22 protein-coding genes are annotated in these 25,181 nt (G+C 70.1%); 13 read left to right on the top strand and 9 right to left on the bottom strand.

Features of this window, described 5'->3' with window-relative positions:
* Positions 1-107: 107 nt before the first annotated feature.
* Positions 108-2,576: a glycoside hydrolase family 2 protein gene (locus tag OHB44_RS07280; RefSeq protein WP_330440006.1), complete on the top strand. Its 2,469-nt coding sequence runs from the start codon at positions 108-110 to the stop codon at positions 2,574-2,576.
* 466 nt (positions 2,577-3,042) lie between these two features.
* Positions 3,043-3,579, top strand: a complete 537-nt coding sequence (locus OHB44_RS07285; RefSeq protein WP_330440007.1) for a hypothetical protein — start codon at positions 3,043-3,045, stop codon at positions 3,577-3,579.
* A 116-nt stretch (positions 3,580-3,695) separates the two neighbouring features.
* On the opposite strand, the gene OHB44_RS07290 is transcribed toward OHB44_RS07285, so the two are convergent.
* Genes OHB44_RS07290 through OHB44_RS07315 form a run of 6 tightly spaced genes read right to left on the bottom strand, consistent with a single transcriptional unit; the run spans position 3,696 to position 8,695 of the window.
* Positions 3,696-4,439 carry a copper homeostasis protein CutC gene (locus OHB44_RS07290; protein WP_330440008.1) on the bottom strand — a complete coding sequence of 248 codons (744 nt, stop codon included), beginning with the start codon at positions 4,437-4,439 and terminating at the stop codon, positions 3,696-3,698.
* The gene (locus tag OHB44_RS07295) at positions 4,436-5,455 is read right to left on the bottom strand and encodes an asparaginase (protein WP_330440009.1); all 1,020 of its coding nucleotides are present in this window, start codon (positions 5,453-5,455) and stop codon (positions 4,436-4,438) included. Before OHB44_RS07295 ends, OHB44_RS07290 begins: the two co-directional genes overlap by 4 nt.
* The gene (locus tag OHB44_RS07300; RefSeq protein WP_238684672.1) at positions 5,452-6,321 is read right to left on the bottom strand and encodes an amino acid ABC transporter permease; all 870 of its coding nucleotides are present in this window, start codon (positions 6,319-6,321) and stop codon (positions 5,452-5,454) included. The genes OHB44_RS07295 and OHB44_RS07300 overlap by 4 nt, the downstream gene beginning before the upstream one ends.
* Positions 6,318-6,962, bottom strand: coding sequence for an amino acid ABC transporter permease (locus OHB44_RS07305; protein WP_091393215.1), 645 nt, complete (start codon positions 6,960-6,962; stop codon positions 6,318-6,320). The genes OHB44_RS07300 and OHB44_RS07305 overlap by 4 nt, the downstream gene beginning before the upstream one ends.
* A 16-nt stretch (positions 6,963-6,978) precedes the next feature.
* Positions 6,979-7,947 (bottom strand): glutamate ABC transporter substrate-binding protein, encoded by a 969-nt coding sequence (locus tag OHB44_RS07310; protein ID WP_330440011.1) that lies wholly within the window; start codon positions 7,945-7,947, stop codon positions 6,979-6,981.
* Positions 7,948-7,966: 19 nt separating this feature from the next.
* Positions 7,967-8,695 carry an amino acid ABC transporter ATP-binding protein gene (locus tag OHB44_RS07315; protein ID WP_210781094.1) on the bottom strand — a complete coding sequence of 243 codons (729 nt, stop codon included), beginning with the start codon at positions 8,693-8,695 and terminating at the stop codon, positions 7,967-7,969.
* Positions 8,696-8,858: 163 nt separating this feature from the next.
* On the opposite strand from OHB44_RS07315, the gene OHB44_RS07320 reads away from it, so the two are divergent.
* The 3 genes from OHB44_RS07320 (at position 8,859) to OHB44_RS07330 (ending at position 12,270) form a co-directional block, all read left to right on the top strand.
* Positions 8,859-10,031, top strand: a complete 1,173-nt coding sequence (locus tag OHB44_RS07320; RefSeq protein WP_238684669.1) for an ROK family transcriptional regulator — start codon at positions 8,859-8,861, stop codon at positions 10,029-10,031.
* Positions 10,032-10,207: 176 nt separating this feature from the next.
* Positions 10,208-11,035: a DUF3152 domain-containing protein gene (locus tag OHB44_RS07325; RefSeq protein WP_266303464.1), complete on the top strand. Its 828-nt coding sequence runs from the start codon at positions 10,208-10,210 to the stop codon at positions 11,033-11,035.
* 422 nt (positions 11,036-11,457) lie between these two features.
* Positions 11,458-12,270 carry a DUF4352 domain-containing protein gene (locus tag OHB44_RS07330; RefSeq protein WP_330440013.1) on the top strand — a complete coding sequence of 271 codons (813 nt, stop codon included), beginning with the start codon at positions 11,458-11,460 and terminating at the stop codon, positions 12,268-12,270.
* Positions 12,271-12,526: 256 nt separating this feature from the next.
* Here OHB44_RS07330 and OHB44_RS07335 read toward each other — a convergent pair whose 3' ends face one another.
* Both OHB44_RS07335 and OHB44_RS07340 read right to left on the bottom strand, forming a co-directional pair.
* The gene (locus tag OHB44_RS07335) at positions 12,527-12,718 is read right to left on the bottom strand and encodes a DUF397 domain-containing protein (RefSeq protein WP_330440014.1); all 192 of its coding nucleotides are present in this window, start codon (positions 12,716-12,718) and stop codon (positions 12,527-12,529) included.
* Positions 12,711-13,595 (bottom strand): helix-turn-helix domain-containing protein, encoded by an 885-nt coding sequence (locus OHB44_RS07340; protein WP_330440015.1) that lies wholly within the window; start codon positions 13,593-13,595, stop codon positions 12,711-12,713. Before OHB44_RS07340 ends, OHB44_RS07335 begins: the two co-directional genes overlap by 8 nt.
* Before the next feature lie 207 nt (positions 13,596-13,802).
* Between OHB44_RS07340 and OHB44_RS07345 the strand changes: the two genes are divergently transcribed.
* The 5 genes from OHB44_RS07345 (at position 13,803) to OHB44_RS07365 (ending at position 18,130) form a co-directional block, all read left to right on the top strand.
* Positions 13,803-14,096, top strand: coding sequence for a DivIVA domain-containing protein (locus OHB44_RS07345; protein WP_330440016.1), 294 nt, complete (start codon positions 13,803-13,805; stop codon positions 14,094-14,096).
* A complete protein-coding gene (locus OHB44_RS07350) occupies positions 14,093-14,344 on the top strand; it encodes a hypothetical protein (protein WP_238684662.1) in 252 nt (83 codons plus the stop codon). The genes OHB44_RS07345 and OHB44_RS07350 overlap by 4 nt, the downstream gene beginning before the upstream one ends.
* Complete coding sequence (locus OHB44_RS07355; protein ID WP_266303455.1) at positions 14,341-16,365, top strand: hypothetical protein; 2,025 nt, start codon at positions 14,341-14,343, stop codon at positions 16,363-16,365. Before OHB44_RS07350 ends, OHB44_RS07355 begins: the two co-directional genes overlap by 4 nt.
* Positions 16,366-16,482: 117 nt before the next feature.
* On the top strand, positions 16,483-17,397 hold the full coding sequence (locus tag OHB44_RS07360; protein WP_238684660.1) for a DNA-processing protein DprA: 915 nt from the start codon (positions 16,483-16,485) through the stop codon (positions 17,395-17,397).
* Between the two features lie 172 nt (positions 17,398-17,569).
* Positions 17,570-18,130 (top strand): phosphoribosyltransferase, encoded by a 561-nt coding sequence (locus OHB44_RS07365; RefSeq protein WP_238684659.1) that lies wholly within the window; start codon positions 17,570-17,572, stop codon positions 18,128-18,130.
* A 69-nt stretch (positions 18,131-18,199) separates the two neighbouring features.
* On the opposite strand, the gene ilvD is transcribed toward OHB44_RS07365, so the two are convergent.
* On the bottom strand, positions 18,200-20,047 hold the full coding sequence (ilvD, locus tag OHB44_RS07370) for a dihydroxy-acid dehydratase (protein ID WP_238684658.1): 1,848 nt from the start codon (positions 20,045-20,047) through the stop codon (positions 18,200-18,202).
* A gap of 129 nt (positions 20,048-20,176) precedes the next feature.
* Here ilvD and OHB44_RS07375 point away from each other — a divergent pair, with 129 nt between their 5' ends.
* The 3 genes from OHB44_RS07375 (at position 20,177) to ilvN (ending at position 25,114) form a co-directional block, all read left to right on the top strand.
* The gene (locus OHB44_RS07375) at positions 20,177-22,531 is read left to right on the top strand and encodes a putative bifunctional diguanylate cyclase/phosphodiesterase (RefSeq protein ID WP_442932688.1); all 2,355 of its coding nucleotides are present in this window, start codon (positions 20,177-20,179) and stop codon (positions 22,529-22,531) included.
* A 187-nt stretch (positions 22,532-22,718) separates the two neighbouring features.
* Positions 22,719-24,599 (top strand): acetolactate synthase large subunit, encoded by a 1,881-nt coding sequence (locus OHB44_RS07380; protein WP_238684656.1) that lies wholly within the window; start codon positions 22,719-22,721, stop codon positions 24,597-24,599.
* Positions 24,599-25,114 carry an acetolactate synthase small subunit gene (gene ilvN, locus OHB44_RS07385; RefSeq protein WP_088946549.1) on the top strand — a complete coding sequence of 172 codons (516 nt, stop codon included), beginning with the start codon at positions 24,599-24,601 and terminating at the stop codon, positions 25,112-25,114. The genes OHB44_RS07380 and ilvN overlap by 1 nt, the downstream gene beginning before the upstream one ends.
* The last annotated feature ends 67 nt before the right edge of the window (positions 25,115-25,181 follow it).

Below are 25,181 nucleotides of genomic sequence, written 5' to 3' on the forward strand. Positions count from 1 at the left end.
CGTGCTCCTTCGCTCTCTGGCCGTTGACAGCCCGGATTCCGGACCGTACCGTTTCTCAGCTTATCCGGTTCAGTTCGGCATCTTTCGATGCGGGAAGGTGCGGTGACATGGTGAGCCGACAGGCACTCTACGACGGTTGGACAGTGCGAGCGGCCCCCGGAGCACAGGTGCCCGAGGAGATCGCCGGTAGGTCTGTGCCGGCGACAGTACCGGGCTGCGTGCACACCGATCTGCTCGACGCCGGGCTGATCGGAGACCCGTACCTCGACGACAACGAGCGGGCGGTGGCCTGGATCGGGCGCACCGACTGGGTCTACCAGTCCACATTCGTGCACCGGGCGGGCGACGACGAGCGCGTCGACCTGGTGTGTGCCGGCCTGGACACCGTCGCCACGCTCGCAGTCAACGGTGTGGAGGTCGGCCGCACCGCGAACATGCACCGCGGCTACCGGTTCGACGTCCGAGGGCTGCTGCGCGACGGGAACAACGACCTGGTCGTCACGTTCGACTCCGCGTACCGCTACGCCGAGGCACAGCAGGAGCGGCTCGGCGACCGGCCGAACGCCTACCCGGAGCCGTTCCACTTCATCCGCAAGATGGCCTGCAACTTCGGCTGGGACTGGGGGCCGACACTGGTCGCCGCCGGCATCTGGCAGGAGATCAGCCTGCACGCCTGGTCGACCGCCCGACTGGCCACCGTCCGTCCACTGGTCACCATGGACGGTCGCGACGGCCGGGTCGAGGTGCACGTCGAGGTCGAGCGGGTCGCTGACGTCCCGCTGACCGTCCGCGCCGCAGTGGCCGGCGTCCGCGCCGAGGTGGTAGTCCCGGCCGGGGAGCGCACTGCCGTGTTGACCCTCACCGTCCGCGAGCCGGCGCTGTGGTGGCCCCGGGGGTACGGCGAGCAGGCCCGCCACCCGATCGCTGTGACGCTGCACGCGCCGGACGGCGACACGCTGGACAGCTGGTCGCACCGGATCGGCTTCCGTTCGGTGCGGCTGGACACCACACCCGACGAGCACGGCACCCCGTTCGCGTTGTCGGTGAACGACGTCCCGGTCTTCGTCCGCGGGGTCAACTGGATCCCGGACGACACGTTCCCCACCCGGATCACCCGGGAGCGGCTGGCCGAGCGCTTCGACCAGGCCCTCGCGGCCAACGTCAACCTGCTCCGGGTCTGGGGCGGCGGCCGGTACGAGTCGGCGGACTTCTACGACCTCGCCGACGAGCGCGGTCTCCTCGTCCAGCAGGACTTCCTCTTCGCCTGCGCCGCGTACCCGGAGGAGGAGCCGTTCGGCACCGAGGTGGCCGCCGAGGCCGCCGAGCAGGTCACCCGGCTCGCGCCGTACCCGTCGCTGGTGCTCTGGACCGGCAACAACGAGAACATCTGGGGCTGGCACGACTGGGACTGGCAGCAGGCCCTCGCCGAGCGCACCTGGGGGCGCGGCTACTACCTCGACGTGCTGCCCCGAATCGTCGGCGAGCTGGACCCGACCCGCCCGTACTGGCCGGGCAGCCCCTGGTCGGGCACCGAGGCGATCCACCCCAACGACCCGGCGCACGGCACCACCCACATCTGGGACGTGTGGAACACCCACGACTACACCAGGTACCGGGAGTACGTCCCGCGCTTCGTTGCCGAGTTCGGCTACCAGGCCCCACCGGCGTACGCCACGCTGCGCCGCGCGTTGAGCGACGAACCCCTGGCGCACGACTCACCGGGCATGGCACACCACCAGAAGGCGGCCGGCGGTGACGCCAAACTCCAGCGGGGCCTCGACGCGCACCTGCCCACCCCGGCGGACTTCGACGACTGGCACTACCTGACCCAGCTCAACCAGGCCCGCGCGATCCAACTCGGGGTGGAACATTTCCGCTCCCACCGGGACGTCTGCGCGGGCACCATCGTCTGGCAGCTCAACGACTGCTGGCCGGTGACCTCCTGGTCGGCAGTCGACGGCGACGGGCGCCGCAAACCCCTGTGGTACGCGCTGCGCCACGCGTACGCCGACCGGCTGCTCACCGTGCAGCCCCGCGACGGCGGCCTGGCCCTGGTAGCCGTCAACGAGACCGCCGAGGCGTGGACCGTGCCGGCCGCGGTCACCCGGTTCACGCTCACCGGGGAGCCGGGGGCGAAGACCTCGGTCAACCTCGACGTCGCGGCGTACTCCTCGGTGGTGCTGGCGCTGTCGACGGACCTGGCGCGGCCGGAGGATGCTCGGCGCGAGGTGCTGGTCGCGGAGGCCGGCGGCAGCGCAGAGCGCGCCCTGTGGTTCTTCGCCGAGGACCGGGAGGTGGACTGGCCGGCGGCGGCCTGGGACGCGACTGTCGAGCCGGTCGACGGTGGGCAGCGGGTCCGGGTCACGGCCCGCACGGTCCTGCGCGACCTGACCCTCTTCCCGGACCGGCTGGACGCCACTGCCACTGTGGACACGGCCCTTGTCACTCTGCTGCCCGGCGAGTCGACGACCTTCACCGTGCGGGCGGATCGGTCGCTGGACTCTGCCGCACTGACCGCACGCCCGGTGCTGCGCTGCGTCAACGACATCGCGTCGAGTCAGCGCACGGTCCCATGATCGTGCTCGATCGATGAAGTAGTGGCCTCCCGAGGCTGCGGAGGCCACTACTTCCATGTCAACGCGGCACTGATGTCCTTTGCGTGACTGCTGGGTGTCTCTGTTGGCGTCTGCCCGAGGTGGCCGGGGGTGAGGGGTGTTGGGTGTCGGTTGTCCTTTGCTCTGCACCCGCGGGCGCGACGGCTACGGTCTGCGACTGGTGCTTATTGGGGTGCAGAGCAAAGGGTGTGGGGGTGGCCTGTGCCCCTCACCACGGCGAGGGGCCTACTGGCGATCAAGGTCTTGCCTAGCCGGCCGCTCCGTCTGACCGGCCGTAACGGTCGGGAGGCGCGTGATCGGGGCGGGTGCGGGCAGGGCAGCCGTCCCGATGCGGCAGTATCTACCGCGATCATGATCGCGGCTCGACAATGTGGCTGACAGACGAGGCGAAGGCAGACGTCGAGCCCAGGCAATGATCGGGGAGCCAATGATCACCGAACATGTCCGAGACGCGGCGGCGACGGCGTTCGTCTTCGGCTTCTTCGCCACCAGTTGGTTCGGTTGGGCGCAGGAGGCGCCCCCGAAGCGGTGGCGGCGGGTGCTCATCGCCGGTTCGGTTCTTTCCCTGCTCACAGCGGCCGCCGGAGCCCTGTTGGCCTGGCGTCACTGGTCGGACGGTACGGCATTCGACGCCGACACCAGCCGTACCTTCGGCCTCGTCGTCGGCATCGAGTTCGGCGCCGCCGCGGTCGGTGCGGGGCTGCTGGCACTGCTGCGGCGCAATGAGCTGGCCGCCCCCTGGATCGCCCTCGTCGTGGGGGTGCACCTCTTCCCGGTCGCGGCGCTGATCGACTATCCGTTGATCTATGTGGTCGCCGTGCTCGTCACCGTGGTGGCCCTCGCGGCGGTGCCGGTGGCCCGGGCCCGCGCCGTGGCGGTGAGTGCTGTGGTCGGGCTCGGCACCGGCGGTGTGCTCCTGGTCGCCGCGGTGTCCTCGCTGCTCGTCGCCCTGTTGGGCTACTGAGCAGTCGCCGCCAGACCGGGGTGACGTCGCGGCCTGGCCCCTCGGCTGATACCCGCGAGCGGTGGGCCTGAAGGTTGCTTCTCCAGACCCACCGCTCGGCGAAGCTGCCGACTGGGTCAGGCGCGGGCGGCGGCGAGCACCTGGCCGACCAGGGCGCCCGAGGTGCCCGAACGTTCGTACTCGGGCCGGTTCAGGCTGCCACCCATCAGCGGCGCCGGGTTGCGGTGCACGGCCGGGCTGTCCGAGCTGACCAGGGCCGCGAAGTGGTACTCGTCGGCGCCGGTCGCCTCGACGATCCGGGCGATGTTGCGCGGGGTGATGCCACCGCCCGGCATGACGACGATCCGGCCGGCGGCGCGGCGCACCAGGTCGGCGATGAGCGGGGCACCCTCCAGCACGCTGACCTCCTGCCCCGAGGTGAGCACCCGGTGCACGCCCAGCTCGATCAGCTGCTCCAGCGCCGCGTGCGGCTCACGGGTCATGTCGAACGCCCGGTGGAAGGTGATGCTGGCGTCGCCCGCGGCGGCGATCAGCCGGCGGGTGGTCGGCACGTCGACGTCACCCTCGGCGGTCAACGCGCCGATCACGATGCCGTGCGCGCCGGCCGCCACCGCGGCCCGGACGTCCCGCTCCATGGCCTCGATCTCGAACGGCGAGTAGATGAAGTCGCCGGCCCGGGGACGGACGATCACGTGTACCCGGATCCGGCTGACCGCGCGCAGCGTCGTCTCGATGGTGCCCAGGCTGGGGGTCAGCCCGCCGTCGAAGAGCGCGGAGCACAACTCCACCCGGTCGGCGCCGGCCTCCTCGGCGGCGACCGCTCCCTCGACGCTGTCGATGCAGATCTCGAATGTGTTCATGATTCTTCCTTTTCCGTGCGAGGCGATGCCGCTTCGGTCCGAGACGATGCTGTGGTCCAGTCGATGACGGCCGTGACGGCACCAACGGGTACGCCGCCGCCGAGCACCGGCACCTGGCGCAGCGCGTCGGCTCCACCCACCGGTACGCCCACGGCGTCGAGGGCGGCGAGGGCGATGGCTGTGGTGGCTCGGGGCGAACCGTCGATCGCCTTCACCGCCACCGCGTGACCGTCCGGTGCGGCCACCGCGAGCACGCCCTCGGCCCCGCCCTTGGCGAGGAAGCCGGGCAGCGCCCGCATCAGGTCGGTGTTCGGGTGCCCGTTCCAGCCGCCGACGTACTCCGGGTGTTGGCGCATGGCCTGCGCGACCAGCGCCTCGTCGCTGCCGGTGGGCGCGGTGACCAACGCCTGGAAGGTGCGGGCCAGGCCGGTCAGCGACAGGCCGAACAGCGGTGCCCCGCAACCGTCGACGGCGTGGTGCGCGATCGGCGTGCCGGCAAGCCGGGCGACGGCGGCGGCGGTTTCCCGCTGGAGCGGGTGGTCGGGGTCGAGGTAGTCGTGGGTGCTCCAGGACCGGGCGACGCAGGCGACGAGCATCGCTGCGTGCTTGCCGGAGCAGTTCATTCGAATCCGGTCGCGCTGTCCGTCGGCGCGGATCAGCCGTTCCCGGGTCGGTTCGTCCTCTGGCCAGTCCTCCGGGCAGCCGAGCGCGTTCTCGGTCAGGCCGGCCCCGGCCAGCATCGCCCGTACCACCTCGACGTGCCGGTCGTCTCCGGTGTGGCTGCCGGCGGCGAGGGCCAGCGCCGGGCCGGTCAGTTCGTCGCCCGCCGCGATCCGGCAGGCCAGTGCCTGCACCGGCTTGAGGGTGGAGCGGGGCAGCACCGGCTCGTCGGGTACGCCGGCGGCGAGGGCGACAGTGCCGTCCGGGGCGAGCACCACGACGCTGCCGTAGTGCCGGCTCTCCACGAAGCCGTTGCGCACGACCCGGGCCAGTTCGGCGTAGCGGAAGATGGTCACCGGGGGGTGTTCCCTTCGAGAAGTGGCGGGGGCAGCTCGGCGGTCCGCCGTCCGCGCCGTCCGCCGAAGCGGCCGTTGCGGGCCTGGAGGACGCGGGCGAACTTCGACAGCGAGGCGTTGACCACCAGGTAGATCAGCGCCACCACCAGGAACGTCTGGATCAGCAGGTGGGTGTACGAGGAGAGCACCTGCCCGCTGTAGAGCAGCTCGGTGTAGCTGACCACGAAGCCGAGCGAGGTGTCCTTGAGCAGCCCGACGAGCTGGCTGACCAGGGAAGGGGCGAGTTGCAGCAGCGCCTGTGGCAGGACCACCAACGCCATTACCTGCCCCCGGCGCAGTCCGACCGCGAGGCCGGCCTCGGTCTGGCCACGGTCCAAGGCCAGGATGCCGGACCGGAAGATCTCCGCGAAGGCCGCCGAGTTGGAGACCACCAGCGGCACCACGAGCTTCCAGAACAGCGGGAAGTTCAACCCGTACTGCGGCAGCGCGAACAGCGTCACGTAGATCAGCAGCAGGGTGGGTACGGTCCGGAAGATCTCCACGTACGCGCCGGCCAGCCAGCGCAGCGGTCGGTGCGTCGACAGCCGGCCGAGCGCCAGGAGCAGTCCGAGCGCGGCGCTGAGCACTGCGGTCGCGGCGGCGGCGCGCAGCGTGGCCCAGAGGCCGTTGAGCAGGTACCGCCAGATGGGCCAGGTGGTGAACGGTTCCCACCGGGCGGCGGCCAACTCGCCGTGGCTGGCGAACTGGTAGACGGCCGCGACCACTGCGCCGACCAGGAGAACGGCACCCAGCACCGTGGCGATCCGGATCCGCCGTTGGGCGCGCGGACCGGGCTCGTCGAAGAGGATCTGTTGCGTCTTGTTCATCGGACGATCGCCAGCCTTCGTTCGAGCAGGCCGGTGACCTGACCGATGATCAGCGCCAGCAGCATGTAGGCGAGGCCCGCGCCGGTGAAGACGGCGATCGGTTGAGCCTCGACCAGGTTGACGGTGTTGGCCGCCTGGGTCAGCTCGACCACGCCGACGGCGGCGGCCAGCGAGGTGTTCATCAGCAGCGCGATGCAGATGTTGCCGATCGGTTGGATCACCGCCCGGAGTCCCTGCGGCAGGATCACGTGCCGCAGGGACTGCCCGAAGGTGAGCCCGATGGCTCGGGCTGCCTCAGCCTGACCCACGCCGACCGTGTTGATCCCGGCGCGGATCGCCTCGGCCAGGTACGCCCCCTCGTACACGGCGATGACGATCGCGGCAGAGGTGAACAGCGGGAACGTGATGCCGATGGTCGGCAGCGCGAACACGAAGAGCACCAGTAGCGCCAGCAGCGGCAGGTTCTGGAACACCTCCACGTACGCGGTGCCGATGGCGCGCAGCAGCGGGACGGGGGCGATGCGCAGGGTGGCCACGACGATGCCCAGCAGCATCGCGCCGACGGTGGTCACGACGGTCAGTTCGACCGTCGTGACCAGGCCGTGGCCAAGCTCGCTCAGGTGGGAGGTGAGGGCTTCCATCGGTACGAGAGGCTGCTCAGGAGCCGTCGGCGGAACCGAGGGCGGGCGGGGTGGGCGCCCCACCCTCCACCACCGAGCCGAGGGTGCCTTCCCAGACCTTCGCCCAGGTGCCGTCAGCCTGGATCTTCTTCAACCAGTTGTTGACGAACTCCTTGAACTGCGCGTCCTCCTTGTTGAGGCCGATGCCGTAGGCCTCGGTGGTGAACGGCTCGCCGACCACCTTCATCCCCGGGTTCGCCTTGGCCCCCGAGGCGAGCAGCGTGAAGTCCTGCACGTACGCGTCGCCGCGCTTCTGCAGCAGCGCCTGCAACGCCTGCGGGTCGGTGCCGAAGGCGATCTGCTTCGAGCCGGGCGCGGCGGAGGGCAGCGCGGTGACGGCGGGGGTGTTCGCCCCGACGATCACGGTCTTGCCGGCGAGGTCCTTGACGCTCTTGATCGAGGTGTCGTCCTTGCGGACCCCGACGGCGAGGCCGGAGGTGAGGTACGGCCCGGCGAAGGCGACCTGGGTGGCCCGCTGCGGGGTGATCGTGTACGTCTGGAAGACCGCGTCCACCGACTTGGCCTGGAGCATGGCCTCCCGGGTCTGGGTGCCGATGGTCGTCGTCTTCACCTCGGGCTTGCCGATGATGTACTTCGCCAGCAACTTCGCCATGTCGGCGTCGAAGCCCTCGATGGTGCCGCTGACCGGGTTCTGCTGGGCCAGCAGCGGCGCGTCCAGGGATCCGCCGATGTTCAGGTAGCCGCGCTTGCGGATCGCTTCCATCGTCGAACCGGCCGGGATGTCCGCGTCGGTGGCCACCGGGGCCGCGTCGTACACCGACTGGGCGACCACGCCGTCTCCGCCCAGGCCGGGGTTGCCGGGCAGCGTCGGAGCGCCGCCGCCGCTGTCGCCGCCGCAGCCGGTGGCGGCGAGGGCCACCGCCACGGCGGTGGCGGTGAGGGCGAGCGACCGCCGCCCGGTGAAGCTCATCTTGAGGATTGACATGACACCCTCCCGTTGGGGGCTAGTGCTGGAGGATCTTGGATAGGAAGTCGCGGGCCCGCTCGGTGCGCGGAGCTGCGAAGAAGTCGTCGGGTGCGCCGGATTCGACGATCCGGCCGTCGTCCATGAAGACCACCCGGTCGGCGGCGCGACGGGCGAAGCCCATCTCGTGGGTCACCACGATCATGGTCATCCCCTCGGCGGCGAGGGAGACCATCACGTCGAGCACCTCGTTGACCATTTCCGGGTCGAGGGCCGAGGTCGGCTCGTCGAAGAGCAGCACCTTCGGTTGCATCGCCAAGGCGCGGGCGATCGCGGCCCGCTGCTGCTGCCCGCCGGAGAGTTGGGCCGGGTGGTGGTCCGCCTTGTCGGCGATACCGACGCGCTCCAGCAGGGCCATCGCCTGCTGTCGCGCCTCGGGTCGGGGGATCCGGCGGACCCGGGTCGGGCCGAGGGTGATGTTGTCCAGCACCGTCTTGTGGCCGAAGAGGTTGAAGGACTGGAAGACCATGCCGACATCGGCGCGTAGCCGGGCCAGCGCGCGTCCCTCGGCGGGCAGCGGCTCACCGTCGATCTCGACGCTGCCCTGCCCGGCGGTCTCCAGCCGGTTGAGGCAGCGGCACAGTGTCGACTTGCCCGATCCGGAAGGCCCCACCACGACGACCACCTCGCCGGCGGCGACCGTGAGGTCGATGTCCTTGAGCACGTGCAGCGGACCGAACCACTTGTTCAGGCCGCGTACCGACACCATCGGTCGGTTCGCACCCGTCGTCTCCGGTGCCACCAGACGGCCTCACTTCCTTCGACTACAAAACTAAGTCAGCTTCATATCGAACCAACAGCGCCATCTAAAGGTAGCCAGCAAACTAAGTCAACCGGTTGCTTGAACAAACTCCGGGTGCTAAGAAGCTGACGTGACGATTGACGACGCGCCACGCGATGCCCTCCGGGGCGGCCCCCGGGAGCTACTGCGCTGGGTGGCCACCGGAGCGGCCGTCAGTCGGGCCGACCTGTCCCGCCTCTCCGGGCTTTCCCCGTCGACGGTCTCCCAGCGGGTCGAGGCGTTGATCAGCCAGGGGTTGCTGGAGGAGGCCGGCGCCGGGCGGTCCCGGGGCGGGCGGCGACCCCGCCAACTCGCCGTGCCCACCGGCGGTGCCGTGGTCGGCGCCATCGACCTCGGCGCGCATCACGCCCGCGTCGGCGCACTGGATCTCTCCGGTCGGGTGGTCCAGGCCCGCACCCTGCCGGTCCGCATCGAGGACGGCCCGGAGGCGGTGCTCGGCGCGCTACTCGCCGAGGTCGCCACCCTGGTGGGCAGCGCCCCGACGGCCGGCGGCTCGGCAGGAGGTGCGCTCCGTGGCGTCGGGATCGGGATTCCCGGTCCGGTGCAGCACTCCACCGGGCGGATCGTCAGCCCATCGCGGATGCCCGGCTGGAACGGCTTCGACGTCGCCGCGTTCTGCGCCGGCCGTGTCGACGTACCGATCATCGTGGACAACGACGCCAATCTGATGGCGCTCGGCGCGCACCGCACCGCGCATTCCGAGTTGGACCACGCCGTCTACGTCAAGGCTGGCACCGGAATCGGCTCGGGTGTGATTTCCAGTGGACGGTTGCACCGGGGCGCGCAGGGCTCGGCCGGGGACATCAGCCACTGCCGGGTGGTGGCCGACCCCGCGCCGCCGTGCACCTGTGGCAACGCCGGTTGCCTGGAGGCGGTGGCCAGCGGCGCCGCACTGGTCACCGCGCTCCGGGAGCAGGGCGTGCCGGTCTCCGACCTGACCGGTGTGATCCGCCTGATCGACGACGGTGACCGGCAGGCCACCGCACTCGCCCGGCAGGCCGGCCGCGCCGTCGGCGAGATCCTGGCCGTGGTGGTCAACTTCTTCAACCCGCAGGTGGTGGCCATCGGCGGTCGGCTCGCCGACTGCGAGCCGCTGCTGGCCAGCATGCGGGCCACCCTCTACGAGCGGTGCCTCCCGCTGGCCACCCAGACCCTGCTCATCGAACGGGTCGCCGCCGGCCAGGACGTCGGCATCACCGGTGCCGCCCACCTGGTGATCGACCACGTCGTCGCGGCCGCCTGACCTCGCTCAAACCGACAGCCCTGATCACCTAGGGTGACCTGCCTCGGTATCGCATGCCGGATCTATGTGCTTTTGCCCGCGCGACGGCACCGATCATCCTGACAGTTTCCTTACAGGCAGTCACGTAGCCTTCCGGTGTTCCTCACTCACCCGTGATTGCTCCTGGAGGTTTCGACGTGCGGATCAACGGACGGCTGCTCCTGCCGATCTCGTTGGCAGCGGTGCTGGCAACCGCCGCCTGCGGCCTGTCGGCACCGGCGTCCGGGCAGGCCGAAGTCCCACGCCCCGGCCCGAGTACGCAGAACTCCGCTCCGAGCCCCGACGACACGCCAACCTCCAGCCCGACTCCGGAGATCCCCACCGACGCGCAGATCCCCACCAGGGCCGCCGGCACCTTCACCACCGCCACCGGCAAGGGTCGCGTGATCGGCAAGGGCAAGAAGCGGGTGCGCTACAGCGTCTCGGTGGAGAAGGGCATCGCCTGGGGTGACATCCCCGCCTGGAAGCCCGACCGGTTCGCCGCGAGCATCGAGCAGGTGTTGGCCGCACCGAACGGCTGGGCCACGTCGGCACAGCACCCGGTCACCAACGCCTCGGTGAACCTGACCCGGGCGTCGTGGTCCTTCCAACGGGTCGGCACCTCGACTGTCGACGTCGACGTGCGGCTCGCGACACCGAGGACAGTGGACCGCCTCTGCGGCGCGAGCGGCGTCGACACCGAGGGCGTCTACTCCTGCAAGTACGGCAAGACCATCATGATCAACCTGCGGCGGTGGCTCCAGGGTTCACCGGGATACCCGGTCAGCATCGACGATTACCACGCCGGCGTGATCAATCACGAGTTCGGCCACTTCCTCGGCTTCGCCCACATGAAGTGTGGCGGTCGCGGCAAGCCGGCCCCGGTCATGATGACCCAGACGATGGGCCTGGGCGGGTGCGTGCCAAACGTCAGCCCGTTCGTCGGCAACGGGCAGTTCGTCAGCGGACCGTGGGCACCGTCCTGACCTGGTGATCCGGACTTGATGGCCTGCGGTCCTCCGAATTGGACGGTTTCCGTGGGGTCGCACGGTCGAGAATGGGTACCGTGGTCGATGTCCTTCCGGCCGTGCTGGGTCTGCGGCGAAGGCGCTCTTTCCTCCCGGCCCCTGACCGGGGAATCAACAGGCCAGCCATCAGACAAAGAGGCCTTTTGTAGGATATCTGACAGAGCTGAGAGTGGAGGTATTTTGGATATTCGCTGGACCGAGTTCAAGAATTGCCTGAACGGCTGACATTGGTCTGGTCAGACCGGGTGCTTTATAAGCTGCCTCGTCGTGTGGTTCCAGCCCGGCCGGAGGACTAATCTCCAAGGGTGCCTATGGCACTGTGCAAAGCGCTTTGCTTCTTTGCGCAGCAGCGCCAGTCAAGACCCGGGAGACACCACTCGATGACGGCACCCAACGAGCCTCACCAGAATCAGCTCCCCGCCGGCCAGCCGCCGATGCCACCGACGGCCCAGTTCTCGCAGGTGCCCGCCGGGCAGTTCCCGCCGCCCCCATTAGGTCAGTCTCCGCCGCCGCCCGGCCAGTTCCCGCCGCCGCCCGCCCCAAAGAAGCGTGCATCCTGGCTACTTCCCACTCTCATCGGGGTCGGCGCGTTCGTGGTGCTGTGCTGTGGTGGCGCCACGGTGGTCAGTCTTACCGCTGATGACAAGAAGGTTGACGCCGCCACCGTTAGCAGTGGCGCACCCGCCGCCACGAACAGCGTTGCCGCGAGCGCAGCGCCACTGGCAGACGAGGCGGTCGCACCCACACCAGCCAAGACTTCGGCGGCTCCCGCAGAGACGAAGCCCAAGGTAGCCGGCATCGGCGACAAGGTGCGCGGCGGTGATTTCGAATTCACCGTCAAGAGCGTGAAGTGTGGGATCGCGAAGGTGGGCAGCGAGTTCCTCAACACCAAGGCGCAGGGCACGTTCTGCAGAGTCAGCGTGACGGTCAAGAACGTTACTAAGAAGGCGCACAGCTTCCACGCCGACGGCAGTATTTCCGCGCAGGACGGGAGTGGTCGGAAATACGAGGTCGACGGAGAGGCCGGGATCTACGGCAACGATGACGGGCAGGGATTCCTCGATGAGATCAATCCGGGCAACTCGGTGACCGCGAACGTCTTCTTCGACGTTCCAAAGGGCACCAAGCTCAAGACGATCACCCTGGACGCCGGGCTGTTCACGCTCGCCGAGGACGCCGTCATCACCCTGTGACCGTCGCCAAGCCTCTCGGCGATGATGCCCAGACCAGTGTCACTGGCGCTCTCAACGCCCGACACGCCCACCGAAGTTCTCGACCGGCCGTCGCACCTGGTCCGCTGAGTGAAGAGCGAGGCCCCCGGCAAGCGCTGGGGGCCTCGTCGTTAGGGCAGGTGTTGGGTAGTGATAACCCCAAGCCAGCGTGCGCCGGGTTACGTCTGAGGAGTCACCTGACGAAGGCTCAACGTGAGCGCGCTCGATGCGAATTAGGTTAGTGGCGGTGGGTCCCCCGAACGAAGCTTCCCCAGGCGGTGGTGGAGAAGGTGAGGGCCGGTCCGTGCGGGTCTTTGCTGTCGCGTACGGCGACGATGCCGGGCAGGTTGTCGGCAACCTCGACGCACTCACCGCCATTGCCCGCGCTGCGGGTGCTCTTGCGCCAGGAAGCGCCCGTCAGGTCAACCATGGTGAACCTCCCCGATGATCTTGTTGATCAGTTGGAACGATTGTCCCTCATCGAGGGCGAGTGACAGCAGGCTCGACCAGACCTTCTCATAGGTCGCGAACTCATTGGGACGGTCGAGGTAGAGAGCGCCAGTGATCGCCTCGCTGTAGACCAACGGCGGCTCGGGCATGCTTCGGTTGCCGATCGGAAAATCAAGAAGCACGAACTCGCCAGCAACGGTCCCGTGGTGGGGCCCCGCGATCAGGGGTAACACGCGAATCGAGATGTTCGGCAGGCGGGTCAACCGAAGTAAATTGTGGAGTTGATCCACCATGGTCTCGGGGCCGCCTACCGGCCGAAGGAGCACCGACTCGCAGAGCACCACGTGCACCTGCGGGGCCCGTGGGAGACGTCGGGTTAGCAATGACTGCCGTTGCAGGCGCAACTCGACCGCGCGCTCCCGGTCGTCGTCGCTCATGTCGGGCTGGTCGATGCGGTAGATGCCCCGGGCGTAGTCGCGGCTCTGGAGGATGCCGGGCACGAGGCTGTTCTTGTAGAAGCGGAGCTTCGAGGCGGCGGATTCGAGGCCCACGTACAGCTCGAACCATTCGGGGACGGCATCGCCGTACGCATGCCACCAGCCCTTCGCCTTCGTCTCGCCGGCCAGGGAGATGAGCGCCCGGGTCAGCTCGCCCGTCGCCCCGTACAGCTCGCACATCGCTCGCACGTCGACGCCGCGCACCGAGCCGAGCCCGCTCTCGATCCGCCACACCTTCTGGCGGCTGCACTCCAGCGCTTCGGCGACCGCGTCCAGGGTCGCCCCCGCCTCGGTGCGCAGGTCACGCAGCGCCCTGCCGAGCTGGCGTCGGGGCACCGTCGAGCCCATGTCATCGGCCACCCAGCTCTCCTTCCTGTTGAGTTTTGCAACATCCCGACAGCCGTTCTGCAACAGGGGAATGTTGCCCACAAATAGCGGAACAGTGTGAGTCGACATTCATTGCGATGGTGCTTCCGACCTTACAAGATTGGTCCGACAACAGCGATGGACGCGCAATTCCCGCGCCGGTGATCGTCGATCAAATATGAGGAAGGGTGGTGCTGCTTCGTGTGCGCGTTTCTCCGTCATCTCCGGGCCGAGCCACCCCGGCCGGCGCCCTATCGGGCGGCCAACTACGTACCTCTGAAGCCCTGGCAGGTCCGCGGACGCCGGTTCACCCGCCGTGGCCGGCGTGGCGTGGACGCCCTGGAGGTAGCCGAGTTCCTCGACCGGGTCGCCCACGATCTCGCCGAGGTGTACGCGGCGCTGGGCAGCAGCCGGCGGGAGACCGAGCGGATCAAGGATGCGCTGAGGTGCTGGCAGTCACGGCGGGCCCGCGAGGATCTGGCGGCCCGCCGATGAGCGCCCGCTGGGTGGCGCACCTGCCGTTCACCGCTGCCGACCTGCCGGCCGCCCAACAGTTCGCCGGCACCCTGGCCCGCTCCCTGAGCTTCCTCACCGAAGTGGACGCCGGTGAGACCACGGTGTCCGCCGAGGACGCCCAGGGCGTACGCCATCGGGTCTTCTGCGACCTGCCGCTCGACGGCGGTCGGCGGTGCGTGCGGCGGGTGGAACACGACGGTGACTGCGCGGCCCGGCGGTGTCGGTGACCGCCGTGCCCGTCGTCGTCTGCCCGGACTGCGACGGGATGACCTTCACGCTGGAGCCGTGCCGGTGCACCACCTACGGTGACCGGTTCCTCGCCGACGCCGACGTGCTCGGGCCACGCCGGGAGGCGTACCGGAGCTGCGAGCAGTGTCGCGGCGCGGGCACCGTCACGTACCCCTGTTATCGCTGCGGGCGGCGCGGCCGGCGGCGGGCGCAGCTCGTGGTCACCGTCGCGAACCTGGACACCGGCGCTGTCGCGTCCCACCAGGTCGTGCCCGGCGGCCTCGACCCCCACCGCGACCCGGCGGGCCACTGGGTGGTCGACCTTGCTTCCCGGGTACGCGAACTCGCCGCCACCGTCGGCGCGGTCCTGGACGAGGCCGATGTGCCTTCGCTGTGGTTGGACCGGCAGTGGCAGCCCGACCTGCCCGCAGCGCTTCGGCACGAGTTGGAGGCTCACGCCATCCTGCGGGCCGATCACGCCCCCTGGCGGCTGGTGCTGGGCCGATCCACCGTCCCGGCGACCGTCGACCCGGCCGCACGGCTGGCCCGGCTGTGTGCGCTGGCCGACCTGCTGCTGCTCGACCTGGTCGTCGAGGCCCGCCGGCAGGATGCCGGGTTCTGCTGGGCCATTCGGTACGAGGTGCCCGGCTCCCCGGTGCCGCTCGGTTCGCCCGGCTGGTGCCGGGACCTGCCGGAGTCGCTGGCCTGCACCGACGTGGCCAAGGCGCTCGACGGCCTTGCCCAACGCGGCCTGGCCGCTCCCGCCCGGCTGCTGCGACCTGACTCGCCGCGCCCACCCGTCGCTTCGGCCGTGGACGTCGATCAACTCGAACGCCGCGTGCTCGCTGACTGCAACGACGCGGCCCACGGCGACGAGTTGCCCGGCGCGCAGGCGCTGTGGCGCAACGGCCGCTGGTGGCACACGACTCTGCGCGCCGGCGAGCCGGTGGAGACCCTCGCGGAGCAGCCCACCGGCCAGGTCGTCCGCCGTGTGCGGGTGCCGGTGAGCCGCGGCTACGAACCGCCCGACCCGCAGTGGCTGGGTGAACCCGTCGACTGGCGGCAGTGCCCGGACTGCCGACCACACAGCCGGCTACGCGCCTGCGACTGCCGGCTCGGCGGTCGGGTGGCCGACCCCGACTGCCCGCACTGCTGCGGCGCCGGCCTGCGCCCATCCGCGCTGCACTGCTTCACCTGCGGCGACACCCACCGTCTGCACCGGACGGTGGTGGTCACGATCACCGACCTGCGGCACCGGGTGGTGCACCTGGCCTGGCAGGCCGGTGCGCCCGAAGTCGCTCCGCTGGTCGCCACCCAACCGGGCGGCAAGCCCGTCGTCCAGCTTCCGGACCGTTACCGGCTCGGCTCCTGGGCGGCCGTCCTCGGTGCGCGGCCCGACGACCTGGCCGACGCCGACGGTGGGCAGCAGATCGGCAAAGACCTCCGCGACGGTTACGTCACACTGCCCTGGGCCGGGGCCGACCCGGTCGGGGAGCACGTCCGCAACGCAAGCCGGGGTACGCCGGCCGGCCGTCTGATCGTGGTGGCGACGCCTCCCGACGCGCCGCCGCTGGCCGAGTTGCTGCGGCTCGCCCTCGGCCTTGACCTGGCCCTCGTGGTGGCGGTGTGCGACCTGCGGCACAACGCCGCAGACCCACTGCTGGCCGACGGATTGCGCTGGTCGGTCGACGTGAAGCCGCTTGACGCACCTGTCCGTCCTGACGACTTCCCCTACCGGCCGAGTCTGGCCGCCGCGCTCTCCTGGTGCGTCGAATGCCTGACCGACGCCGTAGCCGGGGCCGCCCCCACCGACCCGACGGTGCCCATCCCGGTGCCCGGCTCGGGGCCGCGTGACGTCGCCGATCCCGAGCCGGAACTGCTACGCCTGGCGGCCCAGCACGCCGGGCAGGTGCTCACCGTTCGCTTCACCCGCGCCGGTTGCACGGCGTACCGACACGACGACGACGGCGTACACCTCCTCGCCGAAGCCCCCGACCTGCGCGACGTCCGGTTGACCTGAGGACTGAGGGAACATATGTTCGATCACGTGGGGCGATCTGAGGTGCGCCGAGCTTCTCTGCCGGCTCCGCGTGGCCGGTGGGCCGGGCGGCCGGGAGTTGCCTCTACGATCAGGGGCATGGACCGGGTGACGGTGGAGCGGGCTGCGCTGATCGCGCTGCTGCGGCAGCCAGACCTCGGCTGGTCTGATGCCGTGCACGACATTCAAGAGGTCGGCACCGCCCTGGCAGTCCTGCGCCGGGTCGTCGGGCAGACCGACACGCTCTTTCCCGACACCCGCTCCGTCGACTCGCTGATCGAGGCCGCAGCCGGCGACCTCGCGGGCTGGCGGGCCGAGGGCATCACAGTGCGGGCCTTCTTCGACGACGACTACCCCGCCCAGTTGCGTGACATCCGCGAGATGCCGCCAGTGCTCTTCGCCCGAGGTGAGTCGCGTCCCGACGCTCGGGCCATCGCAGTGGTCGGCAGCCGCGAAGCGAGCGATCGAGGCGTCGAGATCGCCAGCTCGGTATCAGAATCACTTGCCCGCCGTGGTGTGACGGTGGTCAGCGGTCTGGCGAAAGGGATCGACACCGCAGCCCACCAGGCGGCACTCGCGGCAGGGGGCCGCACCGTCGCGGTCATCGGCACCGGAATTCGTCACCACTACCCGACGGTCAACCACGCGCTCCAGGAGCACATCGCAAAGGTCGGATTGGTGCTCAGCCAGTTTTGGCCCGATGCCGCCCCGACAAAGCAGAGCTTCCCAATGCGAAACGCGGTGATGAGCGGCTACGCCGCTGCCACCGTGGTCATCGAAGCCGGCGAACGCAGTGGAGCCCGGATCCAGGCGCGGCTCGCTCTTCAGCACGGTCGGCCCGTGGTGCTCACCAGTCAGGTGATGCGGCACGACTGGGCACGCGCCTTCGCCACCCGGCCCGGCGTCCACGTCGCGCACGGGACCATGGACCTGGTGGAGGCGGTCGACGCCATTCTCGACCGTTCACCGGCTGCGGCCGAGTTGGAGGGCTTTCCTGATTTCGCCAGCCTCTGACCCGTGGGCCAGGGTCCGGGAGTACGTCGAGACCCAGCGGAACTTTCTTCGAAATCCCTTGCCCACTCTTCCCTGGATCTGCCCGACGTGTCGCGGTGTCCGCACTCCCGGGTTCGACTACTGCTACCCCTGCCAGGAACACCAGACGGCGTCTGGTGGCCTGCTCGCCGACGTGGTCGCTCCAATCGCTTACTCGCCGCGTACCGGTCAGCATCACCACCACCTGTGCCTGTACAAGTCCACGCCGGGGTCGGCCCAGGCTAGGTGGAATCTGCTCGCACTGCTGCTGCTGTTCCTGCAGCGGCACCTCGACTGCGTCGCTGATCGGATGGGCGGTGCGCCGACCCACGTGGTGGTCGTGCCGAGCACCCGGAGCCAGGCTCATCCGCACCCCCTGCAGGATCTGATCGGCGACCGTCTTGGACTGCCGTGGCTCGCGGCGCTGTCGAATCCCCGCCACGGATCTGAGACGCGGACGTTCCAGCGCGACTGGTTCACGGTCCAGCTTCCGGTCGAGAGCGTCAGCGTTCGGCCGCTGGTCCTGGACGACACCTGGACGACAGGTTCCCGGGCGCAGTCGCTGGCGTACGCGTTGAAGAGCGCTGGCGCGTCGTCGGTGGCGGTCGTGGTGCTCGGGCGGCACATCAGGCCGGAGCATGTGGCATCCCGACCGCTGCTGAAGGCGATCGAGGATCCGATGTTCGACCCGGCTAGGTGCGCTGTAGAACGATGATTCGGCACCGATGTCGGGTATCCGGGCCGACGGGATACCCGACATCACGGATGTCGATGCGAGCGGTGGTTACTCCGGGACGCGGCGGTAGGCGCCGTCGCTGGCCGAGGTGGCCATCGAGGCGTACGCGCGCAGCGCCGCAGACACCGGCCGCTGCCGGTCGGTGGGGGTGTACGGCTTGTCGCGCTTCTCCTCGGCCACCCGGCGAGCCTCCAGCTCCTCGGCGGAAACGTTCAGCTCGATCGACCGGCCCGGGATGTCGATGACGACCTCGTCGCCGTCGCGGACCAGGGCGATCAGCCCGCCGGAGGCCGCCTCGGGGGAGACGTGCCCGATGGAGAGCCCGGAGGTGCCACCGGAGAAACGGCCGTCGGTGAGCAGCGCACAGGAGCGGCCCAGCCCGCGTCCCTTGAGGAACGAGGTGGGGTAGAGCATCTCCTGCATGCCGGGGCCGCCCTTGGGCCCCTCGTACCGGATCACCACGACGTCCCCGGCGACCACCTGCTTGGCGAGGATCGCTGTCACCGCGTCGTCCTGCGACTCGTAGACCTTCGCCGGGCCACGGAAGGTCAGGCAGTCGTCGGGCACGCCGGCGGTCTTCACCACGCTGCCCTCGGGTGCCAGGTTGCCGTGCAGGATGGCCAGACCACCATCGGCGGAGTAGGCGTGCTCGCGGTCCCGGATGCAGCCGCCGGCCGCGTCGGTGTCCAGCGACGACCACCGGTTGGTGGTGGAGAACGGTTCGACGGTACGCACGCCGCCAGGAGCGGCGTGGAACAGCTCGACGGCCGTGGGGGTGGGGGAGCCACCGCGCACGTCCCAGTCGGTCAGCCACTGTGCCAGCGAGGGGGAGTGCACGGCCCACACGTCCCGGTTGAGCTGCCCGGCCCGGTCCAGTTCGCCGAGGATCGCCGGGATGCCGCCGGCCCGGTGCACGTCCTCCATGTGGTAGTTCGGCGAGTTCGGCGCGACCTTGGCCAGGCAGGGCACCCGCCGGGAGATCGCGTCGATGTCGGTGACGCCGAAGTCCATCTCCGCCTCGCGGGCGGCGGCCAGCAGGTGCAGCACGGTGTTGGTGGAGCCGCCCATCGCCACGTCCAGGGCGACAGCGTTCTCGAAGGCGGCCTTGGAGGCGACAGCACGCGGCAGCACCGAGTCGTCGTCGCCGTCGTACCACCGCTTGGAGATCTCCACGACGGTCCGGCCGGCCTCGACGAAGAGCGACCGGCGGGCGGCGTGGGTGGCCAGCGTGGAGCCGTTGCCGGGCAGCGCGAGCCCGATCGCCTCGGTGAGGCAGTTCATCGAGTTGGCGGTGAACATGCCGGAGCAGGAGCCGCAGGTCGGGCAGGCGGAGCGTTCGATCTCACCGAGCTGCTCGTCGGTGACCGCCTCGTTCGAGGAGGCGATCATCGCGTCGATCAGGTCGATCTTGCTGTGCACGACGCCCTCGATCGCCATCGTCTTGCCGGCCTCCATCGGGCCGCCGGAGACGAAGACGGTCGGGATGTTGAGCCGCAACGCGGCCAGCAGCATCCCGGGGGTGATCTTGTCGCAGTTGGAGATGCAGACCAGGGCGTCCGCGCAGTGCGCGTTGACCATGTATTCGACGGCGTCGGCGATCAGCTCGCGGCTGGGCAGCGAGTAGAGCATGCCGCCGTGGCCCATCGCGATGCCGTCGTCGACAGCGATGGTGTTGAACTCCCGGCCCACCCCGCCGGCCTCGGCGATCGCGTCGGCGACCAGGCCACCCATGTCCTTGAGGTGTACGTGACCAGGCACGAACTGGGTGAAACTGTTGGCGATGGCGACGATCGGCTTGCCGAAATCGTCGTCGGTCATCCCGGTGGCCCGCCAGAGGGCCCGGGCGCCGGCCATCGTCCGACCGTGTGTGGAAGTCCTCGACCGCAGCTCAGGCATGCATACCAGCATGACACCGTCGGCGCACCGGCCCACCCCGGTATCTGCCGTGTCCCAACAGATGCACACCCAGCCCCCCATGACGTGCGCCCATCCGGCACTCTTGGAGGCGTGCATTTTCCACCGGGCATGGTCGCTGTCGCGGCGCTCAGCGGGCTCGTCGCCGCGGTGGCCGCCGTGCTGCTGACCGTCGTCGCCCGGCGGCGGGTGGCGCCGCGTCGACCGGCACACGTGCTGCTCGCGGCGGCCGCCGGAGTTGCACTGCTCAGCCTCCTGGCCGGGGTTGTCGCCGCGCTCAGCGCGAACGACCACTGGGCCCACGAGCAGGGGCAGCGCACCGGTTGGGCGACAGCGGTGGCGATCGGCACCGCGGTGAGCGGGCTGGCGTTCGCCGCTGGTCTGCTCCGGCTGCCCGGGGTGGCAGCCACCGCTGCTGGAACGACCCGGCTCGCCCTGGACGGGTTGGTCATGGCGGCGGCGCTGTGGTTCGTCGGTTGGGTGCTCTTCACCGAGCCCACCCGGTTGCTCGGTGCCGCCACGCCGATGGCCTGCCCGGCGATCCTGGTGGCCACCGTGAGCGCCGCGCTCGGTGCCGGGCTCGTCGTGATCGTCGTCTTCCGGGCCGCCGCGCCACGTCGACGGCTCGCCGCGCTGGGCGCCGGCATCAGCGCGGTGACCTGCGGTGGGCTGGGTCTCAGCGCCGGGCTCTGCCAGGCCGGGCCGACAATGGCGCTGGCCGGTGCGGCGGTGCTCGCCGCTGGTCTGCTGATCGTCGCGCTCGCCGTGTACCGGGCCGACCGGCCGGGGCAGATCGACCTGGACCTGGTCGGCAGCGACGGCGAGTACGCGATCGCCCCGATGCTGGCGATGGCCGCCTCGGCGATGTACCACCTCGCCCAGGACGGCCGGTTCACCGCAGCGGGCATCGTGGCCGGCAGCGTGGAGGGCTTCGCCCTGGTGGCACGGCAGTACCTCACCCTTCGCGACGTCCGGGGGTACGCGAGCCGCCTGGCCGAGCGGGAGGCGCACTTCCGGGAGTTGGCGCACACCGATCCGCTGACGTCGTTGGCCAACCGGCGCGGGCTGCTCCGGGCGCTGCACCGCAACGCCGCCGACCACAACCCGTGTGTGCTGCTCGGCCTGGACCTGGACGGCTTCAAGAACGTCAACGACATGCGGGGCCACGACGTGGGCGACGCCGTGCTGGCCGAGGTGGGCCGGCGGCTGCGCGGCAACCTGCGCCCCGGCGACGTTGCCGCCCGGCTGGGTGGCGACGAGTTCGCCGTCCTCATGCAGGGTCGGTCGGTCGAGGCGGACCGGGTCGCCGAACGGCTCCTCGGGGTGCTCAACCGCCCCTACGACCAGCCGGAGGGGCCGGTCTTCCTGTCGGTGAGCATCGGGGTGGCCGACTGGGCCGACGAGCCGGACGTGGAGCTGCTGCTGCGCCACGCCGACCTGGCGTTGCGCTACGCCAAGCAGCGTGGCAAGAACCGGATCGAGCGGTACGACGCCGCGTACGACCAGCTGTTGCGCCGCCGTACGACTGTGGAGCACGAGCTGCGCGGGGCCATCGACCGCGACGAGCTGCGGTTGGCGTTCCAGCCGGTGGCGTCGCTGCCGTCGGTGCGGCCGGTCGGCGCCGAGGCGCTGCTCCGCTGGCACCATCCCGAGCTGGGCAACGTGCGTCCGGACGAGTTCATCCCGCTCGCCGAGGAGTGCGGCATGATCGCCCCGCTCGGTGCCTGGGTGCTGCATCAGGCCTGCTACCAGCTCTCCCGGTGGCTGGCGGACGGGCACGACGTCTGGGTGTCGGTGAACGTCTCCCCGCGTGAGCTGCACGCCCCGCAGTACGTGGTCCAGGTCGCCGAGGCGCTGCGTGCCCACCACGTGCCGCCGCAGCGGCTGGTCCTGGAGGTCACCGAGCACGCGGTCGCCACCGACCTGGACGAGCTGATCCGGCGGCTCACCGCGCTGCGGTTGACAGGTGTCCGGATCGCGCTGGACGACTTCGGGGCCGGCTACTCGTCGCTGGGGCAGCTGCGCCGGTTGCCGATCGACATCCTCAAGATCGACCACAGTCTGGTCGCCGAGCACGAGCCGGTCCGCCCGGTCGGCCAGGACGGCCCCGCGTTCGCCCCGATGGTCGACATCGTCATGCGCCTGGGCCACCAGTTGGGGCTGGAGGTGATCGCCGAGGGGGTGACCACCCCGACCGAGTTGGCCGCCGTGGTGGCCGCCGGTTGCCGCTTTGGCCAGGGCGCGCTCTTCGGCTGGGGGGTGCCCGCCGAGCACCTGGAGGCGATGCTGGAGGCGGCCACATCCCCGGGCGCGCGTCCCGCTCCGGTGCCCGCACCACGCCGTGCTCCGGGTGGATCCGGGCAGCTCACCCCACCTGCCGATGGCGCGTCGCAGGCCGACGCGCCGACCTCCGTTAACCAACATGTGGGATCAGTTGACTCATCGCGTGAGATGCGTCAGGCTTAGCCGCATGTCGTCGTACCGGTCGCTGCGAGTACTTACCTGAGCGCACTCTCCCACCTGAGAGTGCGCTGGCCCCGTGCATCTGCACGAGGGCCGTTTTTATTGCCATCGGAACCTGGCGAGGCGGGCCCCGCCCGTGTCGCATCGCTTGACTAGCCACCAGCCACTCCAGCCGAAGGCCAGAACCGCCATGACGAGACCCACGCCCGAGACCCTCGCCCACACCGCCCGCCGGGCCCGCGCGGCCGCCGACCCGACCCTCGATGTCGACCAGGCCGCCACGCGCACGACCACCCCGGCCGCCCCGGCGGTACGGCCCGCCGCCGCGACCCCGATCTCCGGGGCCGGCTCGCTCGTGCGGTCCCTCGAGGCGCTCGAGGTCGACGTCGTCTTCGGCATTCCGGGCGGCGCGATCCTGCCGGCGTACGACCCGCTCTACGACTCGACGGTCCGGCACATCCTGGTGCGGCACGAGCAGGGCGCGGGGCACGCGGCGACCGGCTACGCGCAGGCCACCGGCAAGGTCGGCGTCTGCATCGCCACCTCCGGCCCGGGCGCGACGAACCTGGTCACCCCGATCGCTGACGCGTACATGGACTCGGTGGCGATGGTGGCGATCACCGGACAGGTGGCCAGCCCGCTGATCGGCACCGACGGCTTCCAGGAAGCGGACATCCAGGGCATCACCCTGCCGATCACCAAGCACAACTTCCTCGTGCAGAACGCCGAGGAGATCCCCCGGGTGCTGGCCGAGGCGTTCCACCTGGCCAGCAGCGGGCGACCCGGCCCCGTGCTTGTCGACATCCCCAAGGACGTGCTCCAGGCGCCGACCACCTTCTCCTGGCCGCCCACCCTGGACCTGCCCGGCTACCGGCCCACCCTGCACCCGCACGGCAAGCAGATCCGGGAGGCGGCGCGGCTGATGGCCGCAGCCCGGCGGCCGGTGCTCTACGTGGGCGGCGGCGTGCTCAAGGCCGGTGCCACCGACGGGCTGCGCCGGCTGGCCGAGCTGACCGGCATCCCGGTCGTCACCACGCTGATGGCGCTCGGCGCGTTCCCCGACTCGCACCAGCAGCACCTCGGGATGCCCGGCATGCACGGCACTGTCGCCGCGGTCTACGGCCTGCAGAAGGCGGATCTGATCGTCGCGCTGGGCGCACGCTTCGACGACCGGGTCACCGGCAAACTGGATTCGTTCGCCCCGGACGCGGCAGTGGTGCACGCGGACATCGACCCCGCCGAGATCGGCAAGAACCGGCACGTGGACGTCCCGATCGTCGGTGACGCCAAGCACGTCATCGACGAGCTGATCGCCGCGGTCACCGCCGAGCGGTCGGCAGGGCACACCGCCGACCTGGGTGACTGGTGGACGCAGCTCAACGACCTGCGCAACCGTTACCCGCTGGGCTACGACGAGCCGGTCGACGGGACCCTGTCCCCGCAGTACGTGATCAAGCGGCTGGGCGAGATCGTCGGCCCGGACGCGATCTTCGTGGCCGGGGTGGGCCAGCACCAGATGTGGGCGTCACAGTTCATCTCCTACGAGAAGCCGTACACCTGGTTGAATTCCGGCGGCCTCGGCACGATGGGCTACGCGGTGCCGGCGGCGATGGGCGCCAAGGTCGGCAAGCCGGACACGGTGGTCTGGGCGGTGGACGGTGACGGCTGCTTCCAGATGACCAACCAGGAGTTGGCCACCTGCGCGTTGGAGGGCATCCCGGTCAAGATCGCCGTCATCAACAACGGCAATCTCGGCATGGTCCGGCAGTGGCAGACGCTCTTCTACAACGAGCGCTACTCCAACACCGAGCTCGGCACCCACAAGCACCGCATCCCCGACTTCGTCAAGCTCGCCGAGGCCCTGGGCTGCGTCGGGCTGCGGTGCGAGAGCGCCGATGACGTGGACAAGACGATCGCCGCCGCCATGGAGATCAACGACGCCCCCGTGGTGATCGACTTCGTGGTCGGCAAGGACGCGATGGTCTGGCCGATGGTCGCCGCCGGCACCAGCAACGACGAGATCATGTTCGCCCGTGGCGTCCGCCCGGCCTTCGACGAGGATGACATTTAATGACCATGCATACTTTGTCCGTGCTGGTGGAGAACAAGCCGGGCGTGCTCGCCCGGGTCTCCGGCCTGTTCTCCCGGCGCGGGTTCAACATCGACAGCCTCGCCGTCGGCGAGACCGAGAACCCGGACGTCTCCCGGATCACCATCGTGGTCAACGCGGAGTCGTCCCCGCTGGAACAGGTCACCAAGCAGCTGAACAAGCTTGTCAACGTGCTCAAGATCGTTGAGCTGGATCCCCAGGTCTCGGTCGCCCGAGAGTTGCTGCTGGTGAAGGTTCGCGCCGACCGGTCCGCACGGTCGCAGGTGCTGGAGACCGTCAACCTGTTCCGCGCCCGGGTGGTCGACGTCGCACCGGACACGCTGACCATCGAGGCCACCGGCACCCCGGACAAGCTCGACGCGCTGCTCCGCGACCTCGAGGCCTTCGGCATCAAGGAGATGGTCCAGTCCGGGCTGGTGGCCATCGGGCGCGGCTCGCGTTCGATCACCGCCGGTCCCGCGCTTCGGGCCGCCTGACCCGCCGCCGGTCGGCCCTCGGCCGGCCGTCCGGCGAATTCATCCGCACAGACCACGACGGGCCGCC

The organism is Micromonospora sp. NBC_00821 (assembly GCF_036347035.1).
GTDB lineage: Bacteria > Actinomycetota > Actinomycetes > Mycobacteriales > Micromonosporaceae > Micromonospora > Micromonospora hortensis.